The organism is Pseudomonas sp. GW821-FHT11D10, from assembly GCF_058808435.1.
Genome location: NZ_JBXARR010000010.1, coordinates 125,038 through 142,379 on the forward strand (window position 1 = coordinate 125,038; position 17,342 = coordinate 142,379).

Sequence of the window (17,342 nt, forward strand, 5' to 3'; positions counted from 1 at the left end):
GAAGTTGCCATGAGCCGTTATCGCCCTCCCCGCACCGCCGGCACCGCGCTGATCACCCCTGAAGGTGAAGCGCGGATGCGCGCCGAATTCCATGAGCTTTGGCACGTGCGCCGCCCGCAGGTGACGCAATCGGTCAGCGAAGCGGCGGCTCAGGGTGATCGTTCGGAAAATGCCGAGTACACCTACGGCAAGAAAATGCTGCGCGAGATCGACAGCCGCGTGCGCTTTCTCACCAAACGCCTTGAGGCGTTGAAAGTGGTCAGTGAAAAACCGAGCGACCCGAACAAGGTCTACTTCGGCGCCTGGGTGACCATCGAAGACGAGGACGGCAAACAGTCGCGCTACCGGATCGTCGGCCCGGACGAACTGGACCTGAAACTCGGCCTGATCAGCATCGACTCACCGCTGGCCCGCGCCCTGATCGGCAAGGCGCTGGATGCTGAGGTGCGGGTACAGACGCCGACCGGTGAACAGTTCGTCTACATCGTGGCGATCGAATATCCCTGACGCTCAGCGCCGGGTGATCAGGCCCTGGCGTGCGACGCGGGTCAGTTGGCGAATCATTTCCGGCGCCTCTTCAAGGCTCGGGGCCTGAATGACGGCCAGATCGAAACTGTCATCGGCAAAACGCGCCAGCGACTCACCGTCTTCAACGAACTGGATCAGGAAGGCGGCAGGACCGCCGCTACGGCGTGGCCAGCCATCGAGATAACGCAACAGCGTCGGCTGATGTTTGCCGCCAAGCAGGATTTTCGGATTGCGCTGGGTGATGTGTGCCGTGATCGGCGCGGGACGTGCTGGAGGGCGTAGTGCATTCATCGTGTCGTGTCTCTGCCTCAAAAGTCTGCATGGCAGGTGAGAGGCAACACCGAACCAGCGCTTTAGCGGTATTTCGAAGCCCTGTTCCGGCTTCTGACGGCAACTGAAGAATAGTCACCTGGCGCCCCGCAAGTAGCTGTTTAAATCGGCGCATGAGCGGCATCCTAGAGAACGTGACCAGCCAGTGTCAAGAATCAGCCGCAACAAAAAAGGCCCGCGCAATGCGGGCCTTTTGCTTGAGCCAGAGCGTTCAACCGGCGATGGCGCGATCCACCGAGAGCTTGCCGGCGCCTTCGATCAGCACCGCGAGGCTGCCGCCGAGCAGGGCCAGAGCGAACTCGTAACCGTTGTTGGCCATGAACAGACCGTTGCTGATGTGCACGGTGAAGATCGCCACCAGCGACAGGAAGGTCAGACCCAGTGCCGCCGGGCGAACCAGCAGGCCGATGATCAGCGCCAGACCGGCGAAGAACTCGGTACCGCCGGCCAGGGTGGCCATCAGGTAACCCGGGGTCAGGCCGATGCTTTCCATGTATTGCGCAGTGCCCGCCAGGCCATAGCCACCGAACAGGCCGAAGAGTTTCTGCGAGCCGTGGGCGGCGAAGATCACGCCGACGGCAATGCGCAGAATGGTCAGACCGTAGCCGGCGCGGGTGAACAGAACCTTGTTGATCAGAGAGCTCATGTTGCGTTTCCTTGTTGTCAGAAGTGCTTGTTGGTTGGCCGCTATATTAATCAGTTAATTTCATGTTAAAAGCGCAAAAATTCCGCCATAACAATCAACTTATTAGATCATTTGCGTGAGACCACTTTCTGCCCCCGGGGCTCCAACGACTCCCGCTCCCGGTCGAACGCCAAGTAATACTTGTTCACGCTATTAACATAGCTGACGGCCCCCATTCCCACCTGCTCCATGGCAATGCGCTCGACCTGGAAGAACCACTGGTTGGGATTCAGGCCGCGACGCCGGGCTTCTGCACGCATGCCCTGCACCCGCTCCGGGCCGATGTTGTAGGCCGCCAGGGTGAACGCCATGCGCTCGCGTTCGTTGAGCTTGGGGCTGTTGAAGAACTTGCGGCGGATCATCGCCAGGTACTTGGCACCGGCCTGCACATTCGCATCGAGATTCTGGATATTGTTGACGCCGACCCGCTGCGCGGCGGACGGCGTGATCTGCATCAACCCGGTCGGACCGCTGCCGCTGCGCGCGTTGGGCTGCAGCGCCGATTCCTTGAAGGCCAGCGCCGCCAGGTTGAGCCAGTCCATGTTCTGCGCTTCGGCGTGTTTCTGCAGGGTCGGGCGCAGTTTTTCCAGGCGCTGACGGTCAGCCTTGGCCAACGGATAGTGCACCTGATAGAGACGGCGGTAGATCCGCAGGAACGCCGCATCTTCGTTCGACGGTTTTTTGTAGCCGGTCAGGAAGCGGTCGATGCTGGCCCGCAACATCGACGCATCACGGCGCACGAACCAGTATTCCTCGCCCGGTTCGCTGATCATCACCTGACGGTCGAAACGCAGCTTGGGCAGGATCTTGCCCCACCGCTCGGCAATCGGTTGCTCGACGATGGTCAGATGGAAGATCCCGCCCTGGACCATCTCCAGTACGTCCTCGACCGCCAGCGTCGGATCGACCCATTCGATCTTGATCGGCGCCAGTTTGTGCAGCGCCAGCTTCTGGTTGAGCTGACTGACCGCCTCCCCCGCCGCACTGCCGGTGGGCAGCGCCAGGGTTTTGCCGGCCAGTTGCTCGACCTTGGTGTAGCGTTTTTCACCCTTGATGCCGACCAGCACCAGCGGCACGTTGCTGGCGATCGGCTCGCTGCTGGCAACCGCGTAGCCCGGTTGCAACTCAAGCAGTTCACCCGGCGCAACAAGATCACCTTCGCCACGCTGCAGCGCGCCGAGCAGTTGATCCTTGGCTTTGGGGATGATCTTGAGGGTGATTTCCTGGCCGTCGCGAGCGTGGCCATTGAGGTATTGCTCAAAGGCGCGCAGCCGGTGGTATTCGATGCCGATGGCCTGGCCCTGGACTTCGCCGGAGCTGTTGCGGCTCTGGTTGACCAGCACCCGCAACACGCGGCTGCTGCGGATTTCGGTCAGGTCGCGAACCTTGGCGGCCGGCACGGCTTGCAGCGGTCCGGGCAGCCGCGCGACCGCCGTCATCGGCAGCAGCAGCGAACCACACAGCAGGAGCAAAACCGAGGGACGAACCATCCACTCTCCGGAAAGAATACGGGGCGCTTTTACCGCTGAGCGGTCGCAAAACACCGACGAAAACAGAGCGCCTGGAGCGCTGATAAAGTGCGAGAGACTGGCACAGTGATGGCAACTCTGCCACCCCAGCCTGCCTCGCGGCCTCAACAGACAGCCATAAGCCGTTGTAGTTCTTGGCTTTTCTTATAAATCTACAGCTCTGATATGCTTTCCGGCCTTCGGCCCGAGGTAGCACCATGCAACTCATCGATATCGGCGTCAACCTGACCAACCCCAGTTTCGCCGACAAACACCAGGCCGTGCTCGACCGCGCCTTTGCTGCCGGGGTCTGCCAACTGGTGCTGACCGGCACCAGCGTCGAGGGCAGCGAACAAGCGCTGGAGCTGTGCCAGCAACTGGATCCGGACGGCCAGCGACTGTTCGCCACCGCCGGCATTCACCCGCATTCGGCCAGCGACTGGAACGTCGATAGCGCGCGGCGTCTGCGCAGCCTGCTGAAGGAATCGAACGTGGTCGCGGTGGGCGAATGCGGGCTGGATTTCAACCGTGACTTCTCGCCGCGCCCGCAGCAGGAAAAAGTCCTCGAAGAACATCTGGCGCTGGCTGCCGAACTGCAATTGCCGGTGTTCCTGCACGAGCGTGATGCGAGCCAGCGCCTGCTGGAAATCCTCCGTGACTTCCGCGACCGATTGCCCGCCGCCGTGGTGCATTGCTTCACCGGCGAGCAGAAGGCGTTGTTCAGTTACCTCGATCTGGACCTGCACATCGGCATCACCGGCTGGATCTGCGACGAGCGTCGCGGCACCCATTTGCATCCGCTGGTGAAAGAGATCAAACGCGGTCGCCTGATGCTGGAAAGCGATGCGCCGTATCTGCTGCCACGCACCTTGCGGCCGAAGCCGAAGAACGGCCGCAACGAACCGGCGTATCTGACCGAAGTGCTGCGTGAAGTCGCGTTGCATCGAGGTGAGACCGAGGAAGATCTGGCGGCCCACACCACTGCGTGCGCGCGTGCGTTCTACGGTTTACCTACCCTGCCCTAGCCGAGGCCAATGCATCACTTGTTGATGCACATCAAGATCCGGACACCTGCGTAGCGGCACAATAATGGCACCTTGCCAAAACTGTTTCCGCTATCAGAGAAGACCTCCATGGGTGCCTGGCTTAGCAATATCTCGCTGAAATACAAATTCTGGGCGGTCAACGCGGTCGCCTTTGTCACCACTTTGTTGTTGGTGCTGTACGCCGTGCAGCTCGAACAACAGGCCCGCAGCCACGCCGCGCAAACCTCGGCCCAGGCCCAGGCGCAATTGCTCAAGGCCTGGCCGGCCGGGCAAGCGCTGCCCAAATCCGATCAAGTGCTGACTTTCAAGCGCGGGGAAGCGCCGCGCCTCAACGATCAGCCGCTGCTGGAGATCACCGATAGCAGCGGCTGGATCGAGATCAGTCACCTGCCATTGTTTGGTGAAAATCCGCTGCTCGGCGCCGAGGTCTTCAGCCGTGCCGATGGCCAGCAGGTCGCCGTGATCGCCTACGCCCCCAGCCTCAGCCAGGTGTTCAGCGAACGCTTCGCCAACTACGCGGTGGCGGTGTTCATCCTGATGCTGGCGATGCTCGGTGCTTCGCAGTTGCTGATCCGCTTTCTGCTCAGCCAGCTCAACACCCTCAAGGACGTGATGCTGCACGTGGAGAAAACCGGCGACCTCGCCGCCCGCGTGCCGCTGGCCTGCAAGGATGAAGTCGGGCAGATGGCCAACGCATTCAACGCGATGCAGGCCGGTTATCAGCGAGTGGTGACCACCGTGGCCAACACCGCGCGGCAACTCGATGTCGGTGCCGCGCGACTGGCTTCGAGCATGAACGAAGTGCGTCACGGCATGCTCGGCCAGCAGAGCGAAACCGATCAGGCCGCCACGGCGATCAACGAAATGACCGCGACCGTCTACCACATCGCCCAGCACGCCGGCGCCACGCGCGATCTGTCGCAGACCGCCGATGGCCTGGCCGGCAGCGGCCAGCAAGTGGTGAGCCGGGTGCAGACTTCGATTGCCGGGCTGTCCAGCGGCGTGCAGCAGACTGCCGAAATGATCCAGCGACTGGCCGAGGACAGCCAGAAGATCAACGGCGTGGTCAGCGTGATCCACAGCATCGCCGAACAGACCAACCTGCTTGCACTCAACGCCGCCATCGAAGCAGCCCGTGCCGGAGAAATGGGTCGCGGGTTCGCGGTGGTCGCCGACGAGGTGCGCAACCTCGCCAAGCGCGTGCAGACCTCCACCGATGAAATCACCACCATGGTCTCGGCGTTGCAGGCCGGTACCCGCGACGCGGTGGACTTCATGCAGGAGAGTTCGTACAAGGCCGATGACTGCGTGCAACAGGCGCAGGAGGCTGGCGAAGCGCTGGCGGAAATCACCGGAGCGGTGGCGCAAATGCGCGAGAGCAACACGCAGATTGCGGTGGCGGCGGAGCAGCAAAGTCAGGTTGCCGAAGAGATGAACCGCGCCGTGGTGAGCATTCGCGATGTCACCGAGAACACTGTGCAGCAGACCGTGGATTCGGCGACCACCAGTAATGAGTTGGCGACGCTGGCCGGGGAACTGAACAAGGCGATCGGTCAGTTGAAGCTCTAGGGGCAACATCAAGAATGGCCATTGTGCCTATCACTTCAATAGCCAACCTTGATTCGCCGCCCTGGCTGCCCGGGCCTATTCTTCAACCATGTACCAAACATGGATCGAGGAGCAGCAACATGGGCAAACGTCACCCCAACCTTCCCGCGTGGCAATGGCGCGCGTACCCGAACAACCATCAGCACCCGACCAATCTGGTGCTGCACCTGATTGCCGTGCCGCTGTTCATTGTCGCGTTTCTGTTGATCGTCTCGGGTGTGTTCAGCCTGAGTCTGGCCAGCGTGGCGATCGGCGTGATCGGCATCATCGCGGCGCTGGGTCTGCAGCGTCACGGTCACAGCCTGGAGGCGCAAGCCTCCGAGCCGTTCAGTGATCGCAAGGACGCCGTCTCGCGTCTGCTGGTCGAGCAGTTCCTGACGTTTCCGCGGTTCTTCCTCAGTGGCGGCTGGTTCCGCGCCTGGCGTGAACGCCATCGCCGCCATTGAGTCAGGCGAAGATCGTCACCGTCTGCCGACTCATGGCAATCAGTTCACCCTTCGCGCTCCACAGCTTGGCGGCGACATGGCCGTAACCGTCGGCGGCATACTCGATGTCCGCCAGGTATTGGCAAAAATCCAGCGTACTCAAATCCCGTAACGGCTGAACGAATTCAATGGTCCAGGTCAGCGTGCTGCCCGGCGCCGGTTTCTTCAGGTAAGGCAACAGCGCGGGAGGCCAGGCATCGACCAGCGCCAGCAGGTGCGCTTCGTTGACCGGCTCCTCTTTCACATCCCCACGCAAACGCACCCAGCCGCCCATCAGCCGCGATTGAGTGCCGGTGAACGGCATGCCGCCGACACTCCAGCGCATCGCCAGATGACGCATGAACTCGGGGGTTACGCCTTTGATGTACGGCAATTCCTGGCAGTCGTCCCAATGCTTCATCTCCGGCGCGGGATAGGCTTCAACCGCCACTTCCGAAGGGCGCGAAGCCCCGAAGCTGCCTTGCACCATCGTCACCACCTGACCGTTCTGCACGGCGCGCCCCAGCACCTGGCTCACTGCTTTGCCTTCGCGCAGCACTTCGACTTCAAAACTCACCGGCACTTCGGGCTCGACCGGGCCGACGAAGGTGATCGCCAGCGAACGCACTGGTCGATCGGCCGGAACCTTGGTGCGCATCACTTCAAATTGCAGCGCGGCCACCAAGCCGCCAAAACTCGCCCGGCCCTGGCCCCACTCCGCCGGAATCGTGACCTCCGGTTGACGACGGACAGCATCGATCAGATCGCAAAAGCGCATGGAAACCTCGGACACGAAAAAGGGAATGACCGGATCTTAACCAGCGCGGCAGAGCGGCGCAGCGTCCATTCCGGTCAAAGAGACTGACAGATAAGCCGTTTAGTGTGGGAGCGAGCCTGCTCGCGATAGCGGTGTGTCAGTCACTTCATTGGTGACCGTGCAGCCGTAATCGCGAGCAGGCTCGCTCCCACATGTGGTCATGTGGAAAATTCAGGACTTGAAGCAGGTCGCGCTGAGTTTTTCCAGCACCCGGTCGGCCTTGATTTCGGCCTTGGCCATGGTCGCCTGCCAGGTGGCGACACAGGGTTGCAAATCCGGCTCCAGTTCGGCGCGGGCCAGCCATTGCCAGCAATCGTGCCAGTCACCGAGGGCGCCTTGTGCGGATTTCAAACGGGGCAATGCGGCTTCCGGCAAACGATCCAGTTCCGGGTAAGCCTCGATGCCGTAGCGCACGCGCTTGATCAGCAAGCGCAGGCGATGACGGTCGTGGGCCGGATCGTGCAGCGCCACGTCGAGGTTTTTCCATTGTTTGCCCAGACGTTTTTCGATGCGTTTGTCCAGACGCTTGAGCAATCCCTGGCGCTGGGATGCGCGCAGAAAACGTGGAAAGGCATCGAGGATCATCAACAGCGACGCCACTTCGGCGCTGGCCGCCAGCGTCGGGTACGCTTCGGCCATCTGCGCCATGCGGCGCTGCGCGGCTTCCGGCTGATCATGCTTGATCAACCAGGCCGCCAACACCTCGCGGTCGCGCCATGGCGTGGTCAGTTGCCCCACCGCAGCGGCCGCATCTTCCAGTTGCTCGACACCGGGCAAACCGCGCAACGGTCGCAACAGACTGCGCAAACGCCGTACGGTGGTGCGCAGATCGTGCAGCGCCTCAGGATCAGTCCGGGCGGTCAAACGTGCCTGACAGGCCAGCAGCCTGATTTCCAGGCTCAAGACATGAGCCACCAACCGATCGACCAACGCAGACATTACTTGCTCCTGAATTCAATGGCGCTGCATGAGTGTGCACCTGCGCAAGGCACCTGCCCTTGCGCCACGTCAGCAGCTTAGCGCCCGGCGCGGGATTCGCGAATGTAGAAACGCGCTTTTTCGGCTTTTTTGGTGCAGCCTTCGAACCCTTCGAATTGCTGCTGGGTCTTGGCCGCCGTCAACAACGACAGCGCCTTGGAATAACTGACGGTGCCGGCAAACCCTTCGGCTTTCGCCAGATCCAGTTCATGCCACGCCGCGTCGAGCTGGCTGCCGCAGCTGTCGCGGTAAGCGGTCTTGCCGGCGCAACCGGCCAATGCCAGCGCCATCAACGGCACACAGATCCAGGCTTTCATCACTCACACCTCAAAGATAGGTCAACAGTCGTGCAGGTAAGACGGTGCGGCAGCGAAAAAGTGCCTTGTGTCCCGCAATTGCACCGCACTGCAGAAGATAACGCCGACGGGTCATGAAGTATCGAAAAAACGACGCCATCGCCGCCCCGAACGACCCCGGCGATTGTCGCCCGGCCCTCGATGGGTGCATTGTGGAACCTTGCCGGGAGGAAGTCGGATGAAAAAGCGTGTCGCACTGGTGCTGGGCTCCGGTGGCGCCCGGGGCTATGCCCATATCGGGGTTATTGAAGAGATCGAACGACGGGGCTATGACATCAGTTGTATTGCCGGCTGTTCAATGGGGGCCGTGGTCGGCGGGATCTACGCCGCCGGCAAGCTCGACGAGTACCGCAACTGGATCGAAAGCCTGGATTACCTCGACGTGCTGCGCTTGGTGGACGTCAGCTTCCGTCTCGGCGCGATCCGTGGCGAAAAGGTCTTCGGCCAGATCCGCAAGATCGTCGGCGAGATCAACATCGAAGACCTGCGCATCCCCTACACGGCGGTGGCTGCCGACCTCACCAACCAGCAGGAAATCTGGTTCCAGGAAGGCTGCCTGCATCAGGCGATGCGGGCCTCGGCGGCGATTCCCAGCCTGTTCACCCCGGTGATGCAGGGCAACCGGATGCTGGTGGACGGCGGCATTCTCAACCCGTTGCCGATCGTGCCGGTGGTGTCGAGCCATTGCGATCTGATCATCGCGGTCAATCTCAACTCGACCAACCAGCGCCATTACAAACTGCCGGTAATCCAGCGCCCCGCCGCGTTCCGCACGCGCTTCGACAGCCTGATCAGTTCGCTGGGCTCGAAGATGCCGTTCCGCCGCAAACAGGCCGAGCAATTGCTGTTGCTGGAGCAGGAAGCGCTGCGTGCCGAAGCGGCGGACATCAATCCGTGGGTCGAAGGCGCAGAACCGGAAACCCAGCAACCTGCCGCCGCCCCGGAACGCGATGGCGCGCCGAAATCCGCCACCGGTTCGTTCATCATCGATAACGTCGGGCCGGCGTCATTGCTCGACCTGATCAACCAGAGTTTCGAGGTGATGCAGACCTCACTGGCGCAGTACAAGATCGCCGGGTATCCGCCGGACATCCTGATCAACGTGCCGAAGCGGGTGTGCCGGTTCTTCGAGTTCTACAAGGCGCCGGAATTGATCGCGCTGGGTCGCGAGATTGCCCGGGATACGCTGGATCGCTACGAGAGCGAGCAGAACTAAAGGCTGCTCTCGCTCAACAAGCGATAACCGACGCCCGCCTCGGTCACGATGAACCGTGGCCGGGTCGGATCGTCCGCCAGTTTCTGCCGCAGATGCCCGACCACGATCCGCAGGTAGTGGCTGTCCTCGGTGTGAGTCGGGCCCCAGATGTCCTTGAGCAATTGCTGCTGGGTGATCACCCGCCCCGGATGCCGCGCCAGTTGCGCCAGCACTGCGTATTCCTTGCGGGTCAGGGCGACTTCGACGCCGTCGAGCAACACCCGGCGATACGCCAGGTCCACGGTCAACGGGCCGAAATTCAACGCGGCCTGCTGTGCTTCTCCGGCCGGTGCCTGACGCAGCAACGCGCGCACCCGGGCGAGAAATTCCTGAATGCCGAACGGCTTGGTCACGTAGTCATTGGCGCCGCCATCCAGCGCCTGGACTTTCTGCCCTTCGCTGGCGCGCACCGACAGCACCAGCACCGGCGCCGTGGCCCACTCGCGAAACTCGCGCAGCACTTGCTGGCCGTCCATGTCCGGCAGGCCGAGGTCGAGCACCAGCAGATCCGGTTTGTTCAGCGCCGCCTGGGCCAGGCCCTCGGCGCCGGTGCCGGCCTCCAGCACTTTGTAGCCCTGGGAAGCGAGGCTGATACGCAGGAACTTGCGGATCTGCGGTTCGTCATCGATGACCAAAATGGTCGCGGTCTGGCTCATGAATTCACATCAACACAAAAGAGTGGCAAGAGAGTAGCGCAGCGCGGATCAGGCTTCACCGTCCATCCCCGGTTGCGTCTGCAACGGCAGGTGCAGGGTGATGCAGGTGCCGCGTCCGTCGATGCCGTCGCCGACACTGATCCGCCCGCCATGGGCGCCGACCATGCCCTGACAGATCGCCAGCCCCAGCCCCGTGCCCTGCCCGCCCCGATCACCCCGGGCGGCGGTGTAGAACATGTCGAAAATCTTCGCTCGCTCATCGACCGGTATCCCCGGCCCTTCGTCACTGACCGAGAAAAACACTTCGCTGTCATCCGCCCCGGCGCGTAATTGCAGACGGCCGTGGGACGGCGAGAATCGGGCGGCGTTTTCCAGCACGTTCACCAGCGCCTGCTCGATCAGCGCGGCATGCACGAACAACAGCGGCAGTTCCGCTGGCACATCGGTCGCGACCTGCAATGACGACAACACCGCCCGCAGACGATTGAGCGCACTGCCGACGATGTCCGCCGGCGACACCCAGTCCCGCGCCAGCTTCAGGGCGCCGTGGCCGAGACGGGTCATGTCCAGCAGGTTCTGGATGTAGCGGTCGAGACGTTCGGCTTCATCACGGGTGCCTTCAAGCAGCTCGCGGCGATCCTCCAGCGGGATCGCTTCGCCGAGCGCCAGCAGGCTGTCGATACTGCCGCGCATCGAGGTCAGCGGCGTGCGCAGATCGTGGGACACCGAGGCCAGCAAGGCGCTGCGCAGTTGTTCGGTTTCGCCGTGCAGACGCGCGGCTTCCAGGTCATCGGCCAATTGCGCACGGGCCAGAGCCTGGGCCAGAGGCTGACTCAACGCGGTCAGCAAACGACGACGTTGGCCGCTCAGGGTTTGGCCCTCTTTGGCGCACACACCGAGCAGCGCCAGCGGCCCGTCTTCCACCGATAGCGGCCACCACCACCAGCGCCCGAACGGCAACGTGCCGGTGCCCATGCCCGCCGGTTGATCGTGTTGCCAGGCCCAGTCGGCGGCGGCGCGCTCGGATTCAGTAAACTGCAATGGCCCGCCGGTTTCGACTTTCCAGCCGCCCTGTCCGTCGCGATTGAGCAGGCACAGTTGCAGATCGCTCCAGCCATTGAGGTGCTGCGCGGCGGCGCTGACCACGGCTTGGCGATCTGTTGCGGCGGTGAGTTTGCGCGACAGATCGAGCAGTTCGGTGGTCTCTTCCTGGGTATCGCGCAGTGCCTGCAATTGCCGCCGCTGACGCGCCGCGAGGTTGCCGGTGAGCGCCGCCATCAGCAGAAAGAACAGCAAGGTCAGCACGTCTTCTTCGCGCTGGATGCTGAAGGAAAAATTCGGCGGAATGAACAGAAAGTCATAGGTCAAAAATGACAACGCCGCACAGGCCAGCGCCGGGCCGAGACTGCTGCGCACCGCCACCAGAAGCACCGCTGCAAGGAACACCAGCGAGATGTTCGGCAACGGCAGCACGCTGGACACCGCCCACGCCAGCGCACTGGCCAACAGCGTGGCGACCAGCGCCAGCGCATAGTCGAACCACACCAGCGTCGGCGCTACACGCGGGCGCGGTTGATGCTGTTCCTGATCACTGTCCAGCACGTTGATTTCCAGACCATGGGCCTGACGCAGCAAACGCGCCGCCAGCCCACCACCGAACAGGCGCCTGCGCAGACGTGGTCGCGATTGGCCGACCAGCACCAGACTCGCCCGACGCTCAGCCGCATGCTGGATCAGGGTTTTCGCCACCTCACCGGCCCGCAGCAGCACCACTTCGCCGCCGAGGCGTTCGGCCAGTTGCTGGGCGCTTTGCAGACGCAGGCGCGATTGCTCGTCACGCACGCTGCCGTTGTCGACGTGCACCAGACTCCACGGCAAATGCCGACGCTGGGCGACCCGACTGGCGTGGCGCACCAACCGTTCGGCCTGGGCATCGCCATCGACCCCGACCAGCAAGCGCCCGCGCACCGCCGGCGCGGCCTGGCCGAGCTGGCGATAGCCCTGAGCGAGATCGTTATCGACCTGCGCGGCAGCGGTCTGCATCGCCAGTTCGCGCAGCGCGGTGAGGTTGGTCTGGGTGAAAAATGCATCGATCGCGGCGCGCGCCTGTTCCGGCACGTAGACCTTGCCTTCGCGCAAGCGCTCCAGCAGTTCGCGGGGTGGCAGGTCGATCAGCAGCAGTTCGTAGGCTTCCTGCAAAACCCAGTCCGGCAGGGTTTCGCGCACCTGCACACCGGTGATGCCGCGCACCTGATCGTTGAGACTTTCCAGGTGCTGGACGTTGACCGTGGTGTAGACGTCGATGCCGGCGGCCAGCAGTTCCTGAATGTCCTGCCAGCGTTTGGCGTGGCGGCTGCCGGGGGCGTTGCTGTGGGCGAGTTCATCCACCAGCACAAGCTTCGGTTTGGCCGCGAGCAGGCCGTCGAGGTCCATTTCTTCAAGCGTCACGCCACGATATTCCGAGCGCACCAGCGGCAGTTGCGGCAGGCCGCCAAGCAGCGCTTCGGTTTCGGCGCGGCCGTGGGTTTCGACCACCCCGGCGATGACTTTCACGCCCTGGCGCAGTTGGCTGTGGGCGGCCTGCAACATCGCGTAGGTCTTGCCCACGCCTGGCGCTGCGCCGAGAAAAACCTTGAGCCGGCCGCGTCCGTCACGGGGCAAGTCTGCTAACAGCGCGTCGGCGCGGCCGGAGTCACTCATGCTTGAAGCTCTCTCTTCCTGATGTCATCGCGATTCACAGCTTTTCCAGCGCCATGTTCAGCGCCAGCACATTCACCACCGGCGGGCCCACCAGCGGCTGTTCGATGTGCGCGTCGAGCAGTTGCTGCAAGGTCGCCACCGGCAGATTGCGCGCGGCCGCAACACGCGCCAGTTGATAGGCAATCGCCGCCGGTGGCAAGTGCGGATCGAGACCGCTGCCGGAGGTAGTCAACAGCGCCAGCGGCACCGGGCCCTGACCGGGCACCTGCAGTTTGTTGGCGTCATCGATCACCCGAGTGGCCAGCGCCGGATTGCTTGGCGACAGGTTGCTCGCGCTGCTCGACACGGTGGCGAAGGCACCTGCCGAAGGACGCGGATGGAACCAGGCATCGCCGACAAAATCCTGGGCGATCAGGGATGAGCCGCGAACCTTGCCCTCGGCATCGCGCACCAGGCTGCCGTTGGCCTGCTCGGGAAAGGCGACTTGCGCGACGCCCGTAACTACCAGCGGATAGGCAACGCCGGTGACCAGAGTCATCAGCACCAGCAGGCTCAGGGCCGGACGTAACATTGTGGACATTTCAAAATCCTCGAATTCGTGCTTGAAGCGGTGTGCCCGGCACACCGCTGTTCAGGTTCAAACCAGATGCAACGCCGTCAACAGCATGTCGATCGCCTTGATCCCCACGAACGGCACCAGAATCCCGCCCAGGCCATAGATCAGTAGATTGCGTCGCAGCAGCGCCGCCGCACTCGCCGCCTGCACCCGCACGCCACGCAGGGCCAGCGGAATCAGCACCACGATGATCAAAGCGTTGAACACGATGGCCGACAGGATCGCGCTCTGCGGGCTGCTCAAATGCATGATGTTCAGCACGCCCAGTTGCGGGTAGATCGCAGCGAACAACGCCGGCAGGATCGCGAAGTACTTGGCCACGTCGTTGGCGATGGAAAAGGTCGTCAGCGCGCCACGGGTCACCAGCAATTCCTTGCCGATCTGCACCACGTCCAACAGCTTGGTCGGGTCGCTGTCGAGGTCGACCATGTTGGCCGCTTCGCGCGCGGCTTGCGTGCCGTCGTTCATCGCCATGCCGACGTCAGCCTGGGCCAGCGCCGGGGCATCATTGGCGCCGTCGCCGCACATCGCGACCAGACGACCGTCGTTCTGCTCGTGACGGATACGGGCGAGTTTTTTCTCCGGTGTGGCTTCGGCCAGCACATCGTCGACGCCGGCTTCAGCGGCAATCGCGGCAGCAGTCAACGGGTTGTCGCCGGTGACCATCACCGTGCGAATCCCCAGCTTGCGCAGCTCGGCGAAACGCTCGCGGATGCCCGGCTTGACCACGTCTTTCAGGTGGATCGCACCGAGCAGTTTGCCGTCGGCGCAGACCAGCAACGGGGTGCCGCCGCTCTGGGCGATCTTGTCGATTTCCCGGGACAGCGCCGGGGCCAGATCCTTGCGTTGCTGACCGAGGAAGGCCAGCAGCGAATCCACCGCGCCCTTGCGGAATACACGGCCCTGATAGTCGACACCGGACAAGCGGGTTTCGGCGCTGAACGGCACGGCGGTCAGAGTTTCCGGCGAAGGTTCCGGCTGTGGATTGGTGCCGCGCAGGTACTCGACGATGGACTTGCCTTCGGCGGTTTCATCAGCCAGCGAAGCGAACAACGCACCCTCGGCCAGCTCACGGGCATTCACACCCGGCGCGGCATACACCGCGCTGCAACGACGGTTGCCGAAAGTGATGGTGCCGGTCTTGTCCAGCAGCAACACGTGAACGTCACCCGCCGCTTCCACCGCACGACCGGACTTGGCGATCACGTTCAGGCGCACCAGACGATCCATCCCGGCGATACCGATCGCCGACAGCAGACCGCCGATGGTGGTCGGTATCAGCGTGACCAATAACGCCACCAGGAACACGAGCGGCAGGCTGCCGTTGGCGAAGTGGGCGAACGGCTGCAGGGTCACGACCACCAGCAGAAAGATCAGGGTCAGACCGATCAGCAGGATATCCAGCGCCACTTCGTTCGGGGTCTTCTGGCGTTTGGCGCCTTCAACCAGCGCGATCATCCGGTCGAGGGTCGACTCACCGGGGTTGGCGGTGATCTTCACCAGCAGCCAGTCGGACACCAGCCGGGTGTTGCCGGTAACGGCGGAGCGGTCGCCGCCGGACTCACGAATTACCGGAGCCGATTCGCCGGTGATCGCAGCTTCGTTGACCGCCGCGATGCCTTCGATGACTTCGCCGTCACCGGGGATCATCTCCCCGGCTTCGACGCGCACCACATCGCCCTTGCGCAGGCTGGTGGCCGGTACGACCTGGAAACTGCCGTTGGCCAGTTTGCGTCGGGCACTGAGGCCTTCGCTGCCGGCCTTGAGGCTGTCGGCGCGGGCCTTGCCGCGACCTTCGGCCAGCGCTTCGGCGAAGTTGGCGAACAGCACGGTGAACCACAGCCACAACGCGATTTGCGCGGCGACGAAGGTCGGCACGCTGCTGTCGGGAATGAAGCACAGCACGGTGGTCAGGATCGCTGTCAGTTCGACCACCAGCATCACCGGCGAGCGCTGCAACTGGCGCGGGTCGAGCTTGACGAACGCTTGCACCAGCGCCGGACGCCACAGGGCGCTGATCGCTGTTTTCGGAGCTTCAGCCGACTTGGCAGCTGCCGCTGGTTTTGAAGCTGGAACATGCATATTCATGATGGATTCCTTAGAAGCCCATGCTCAGGTGTTCGGCAATCGGGCCGAGCGCCAGGGTCGGCAAGAAGGTCAGGCCGCCCACCAGCAAAATGGTCACGGTCAGCAGGGTCACGAACAGCGGGCCGTGGGTCGGGAAGCTGTTCTGGCCGATCGGTGCGGTTTTCTTCATCGCCAGGCTGCCGGCCAAAGCCAGTACCGGGAGGATGTAACCGAAGCGGCCGATCAACATGCCAAGACCCAGCATCAGGTTGTGGAACGCGGTGTTGGCGCCGAAGCCGCCGAACGCCGAACCGTTGTTGGCACTGGCCGAGGTATAGGCGTAGAGCAGTTGGCTGAAACCATGCGGGCCGGGGTTGCTCACCGCCGCCACCGGGCCGGGCAGGCTCGCAGCGATCGCACCCAGTACCAGCACGCCAACCGGCATCACCAGCAGGGTGACGACCAGCAGCTGTACTTCACGGGCCTGGAGTTTCTTGCCGAGGTATTCCGGAGTGCGGCCGATCATCAGGCCGGCGAGGAACACCGCGATCAGCACGTTCAGCAACATGCCGTAGAGCCCCGCGCCGACGCCGCCGAAGATCACTTCGCCGACCATCATGTTGACCAGCGCGACCATGCCGCTGAGCGGGTTGAGGCTGTCATGCATGCCGTTGACCGAACCGTTCGACGCCGCGGTGGTGGTCACCGACCAGAGCACGGTGGCGGTGGTGCCGAAGCGCGCTTCCTTGCCTTCCAGCGGCGCGGTCTGTTCGACGGCCACGTTGTTCAGCGTCGGGTTCGGTTGATACTCGGCCCACAGTGAAGTAGCGCCGCCGATGATAAACAGCGCGAGCATGCAACCGATGATGGCGCGGCTCTGGCGCAGGTCCTTCACGTAGTGACCGAAGGTGAACACCAGCGCCACCGGGATCAGGATGATTGACGCGACTTCGAACAGGTTGCTCCACGCGGTCGGGTTCTCGAACGGATGCGCCGAGTTGACGCCGAAGAAACCACCGCCGTTGGTGCCCAGTTGCTTGATCGCAATCTGGCTGGCGGCCGGGCCGAGCGGGATGACTTGGTCAACGCCCTGCATCGTCACAGCATTCACGTATTGCGCGAAGGTTTGCGGCACGCCTTGCCACACCAGGTACAGCGCCAGCAGCAGGCACAGCGGCAGCAAGCCGTAGAGGGTGGCGCGGGTCATGTCGACCCAGAAGTTGCCGAGGGTCTTGGTGGACTTGCGCCCGATGCCACGGCACAACGCGACCAGCACGGCGAGGCCGGTAGCAGCACTGACGAAGTTCTGCACGGTGAGGCCGACCATCTGGCTCAGGTAGCTGAGCGACGCTTCGCCGCTGTAGGCCTGCCAGTTGGTGTTGGTCATGAAACTGACGGCGGTGTTGAACGCGAGGGTCCACTCCTGGCCCGGCAGGTTTTGCGGGTTCAGCGGCAGGTGATCCTGAAACACCAGGATCGCGAACAGCAGCAGAAAACCGGCGAGGTTGAACGCCAGCAGCGCCAGTGTGTACTTCTGCCAGCTCTGTTCGTCCTGCGGATTGACCCCGGCGATGCGGTAACAGCCGCGCTCGACCGGGCCGAGAATCGGCGTCAGCCAGGTGCGCTGGCCCTCCATCACCTTGTAGTAGAAGCGCCCGAGGAACGGCGCCGGCAGCAAGACCACCGCGAAGAATGCGAGGATCAGCCAATAGTCATAACTGTGCATAG

The 17,342-nt window shown here is 63.0% G+C and carries 16 protein-coding genes; 5 read left to right on the top strand and 11 right to left on the bottom strand.

What is annotated here, in order from left to right; translation table 11 throughout:
• The first annotated feature begins 9 nt into the window (after positions 1–9).
• Positions 10–507, top strand: a complete 498-nt coding sequence (greB, locus tag AC1RT4_RS24960; protein WP_039770483.1) for a transcription elongation factor GreB — start codon at positions 10–12, stop codon at positions 505–507.
• Positions 508–510: 3 nt separating this feature from the next.
• Here the strand turns inward: greB and AC1RT4_RS24965 are convergent, their stop codons facing one another.
• The 3 genes from AC1RT4_RS24965 to AC1RT4_RS24975 form a co-directional block, all read right to left on the bottom strand.
• Positions 511–819, bottom strand: coding sequence for a hypothetical protein (locus AC1RT4_RS24965; protein ID WP_085607170.1), 309 nt, complete (start codon positions 817–819; stop codon positions 511–513).
• A 250-nt stretch (positions 820–1,069) separates the two neighbouring features.
• Positions 1,070–1,504, bottom strand: a complete 435-nt coding sequence (locus AC1RT4_RS24970) for a DoxX family protein (RefSeq protein WP_007950955.1) — start codon at positions 1,502–1,504, stop codon at positions 1,070–1,072.
• 107 nt (positions 1,505–1,611) lie between these two features.
• Positions 1,612–3,033 (bottom strand): MltF family protein, encoded by a 1,422-nt coding sequence (locus tag AC1RT4_RS24975; protein WP_493088648.1) that lies wholly within the window; start codon positions 3,031–3,033, stop codon positions 1,612–1,614.
• Between the two features lie 236 nt (positions 3,034–3,269).
• Between AC1RT4_RS24975 and AC1RT4_RS24980 the strand changes: the two genes are divergently transcribed.
• The 3 genes from AC1RT4_RS24980 to AC1RT4_RS24990 all read left to right on the top strand — a co-directional run bounded on the left by AC1RT4_RS24980 (position 3,270) and on the right by AC1RT4_RS24990 (position 6,151).
• On the top strand, positions 3,270–4,076 hold the full coding sequence (locus AC1RT4_RS24980) for a TatD family hydrolase (RefSeq protein ID WP_493088650.1): 807 nt from the start codon (positions 3,270–3,272) through the stop codon (positions 4,074–4,076).
• Positions 4,077–4,184: 108 nt separating this feature from the next.
• On the top strand, positions 4,185–5,666 hold the full coding sequence (locus AC1RT4_RS24985; protein ID WP_346628510.1) for a methyl-accepting chemotaxis protein: 1,482 nt from the start codon (positions 4,185–4,187) through the stop codon (positions 5,664–5,666).
• Positions 5,667–5,785: 119 nt separating this feature from the next.
• Positions 5,786–6,151, top strand: coding sequence for an Mpo1-like protein (locus AC1RT4_RS24990; protein WP_007950951.1), 366 nt, complete (start codon positions 5,786–5,788; stop codon positions 6,149–6,151).
• Position 6,152: 1 nt separating this feature from the next.
• Here the strand turns inward: AC1RT4_RS24990 and AC1RT4_RS24995 are convergent, their stop codons facing one another.
• From AC1RT4_RS24995 to AC1RT4_RS25005, 3 genes are all read right to left on the bottom strand, one after another.
• Positions 6,153–6,947 carry an acyl-CoA thioesterase gene (locus AC1RT4_RS24995; RefSeq protein ID WP_493088653.1) on the bottom strand — a complete coding sequence of 265 codons (795 nt, stop codon included), beginning with the start codon at positions 6,945–6,947 and terminating at the stop codon, positions 6,153–6,155.
• A gap of 210 nt (positions 6,948–7,157) precedes the next feature.
• Positions 7,158–7,925, bottom strand: a complete 768-nt coding sequence (locus AC1RT4_RS25000) for a CHAD domain-containing protein (RefSeq protein WP_493088655.1) — start codon at positions 7,923–7,925, stop codon at positions 7,158–7,160.
• 77 nt (positions 7,926–8,002) lie between these two features.
• Complete coding sequence (locus tag AC1RT4_RS25005; RefSeq protein WP_007950948.1) at positions 8,003–8,281, bottom strand: hypothetical protein; 279 nt, start codon at positions 8,279–8,281, stop codon at positions 8,003–8,005.
• Positions 8,282–8,498: 217 nt separating this feature from the next.
• Here AC1RT4_RS25005 and AC1RT4_RS25010 point away from each other — a divergent pair, with 217 nt between their 5' ends.
• Entirely contained in the window at positions 8,499–9,536 is a 1,038-nt protein-coding gene (locus tag AC1RT4_RS25010) for a patatin-like phospholipase family protein (RefSeq protein WP_493088659.1), read from the top strand.
• On the opposite strand, the gene AC1RT4_RS25015 is transcribed toward AC1RT4_RS25010, so the two are convergent.
• Genes AC1RT4_RS25015 through kdpA form a run of 5 tightly spaced genes read right to left on the bottom strand, consistent with a single transcriptional unit; the run spans position 9,533 to position 17,340 of the window.
• Positions 9,533–10,231, bottom strand: a complete 699-nt coding sequence (locus AC1RT4_RS25015; protein ID WP_039770498.1) for a response regulator — start codon at positions 10,229–10,231, stop codon at positions 9,533–9,535. The two genes, AC1RT4_RS25010 and AC1RT4_RS25015, sit on opposite strands and share 4 nt — an antisense overlap.
• A 48-nt stretch (positions 10,232–10,279) precedes the next feature.
• The gene (locus AC1RT4_RS25020) at positions 10,280–12,931 is read right to left on the bottom strand and encodes a DUF4118 domain-containing protein (RefSeq protein ID WP_007950944.1); all 2,652 of its coding nucleotides are present in this window, start codon (positions 12,929–12,931) and stop codon (positions 10,280–10,282) included.
• 34 nt (positions 12,932–12,965) lie between these two features.
• Positions 12,966–13,511: a potassium-transporting ATPase subunit KdpC gene (kdpC, locus tag AC1RT4_RS25025; protein WP_011335328.1), complete on the bottom strand. Its 546-nt coding sequence runs from the start codon at positions 13,509–13,511 to the stop codon at positions 12,966–12,968.
• Between the two features lie 57 nt (positions 13,512–13,568).
• Positions 13,569–15,635: a potassium-transporting ATPase subunit KdpB gene (kdpB, locus tag AC1RT4_RS25030; RefSeq protein WP_007950942.1), complete on the bottom strand. Its 2,067-nt coding sequence runs from the start codon at positions 15,633–15,635 to the stop codon at positions 13,569–13,571.
• Positions 15,636–15,645: 10 nt separating this feature from the next.
• The gene (gene kdpA / locus AC1RT4_RS25035; RefSeq protein ID WP_493088668.1) at positions 15,646–17,340 is read right to left on the bottom strand and encodes a potassium-transporting ATPase subunit KdpA; all 1,695 of its coding nucleotides are present in this window, start codon (positions 17,338–17,340) and stop codon (positions 15,646–15,648) included.
• Positions 17,341–17,342: the final 2 nt, after the last annotated feature.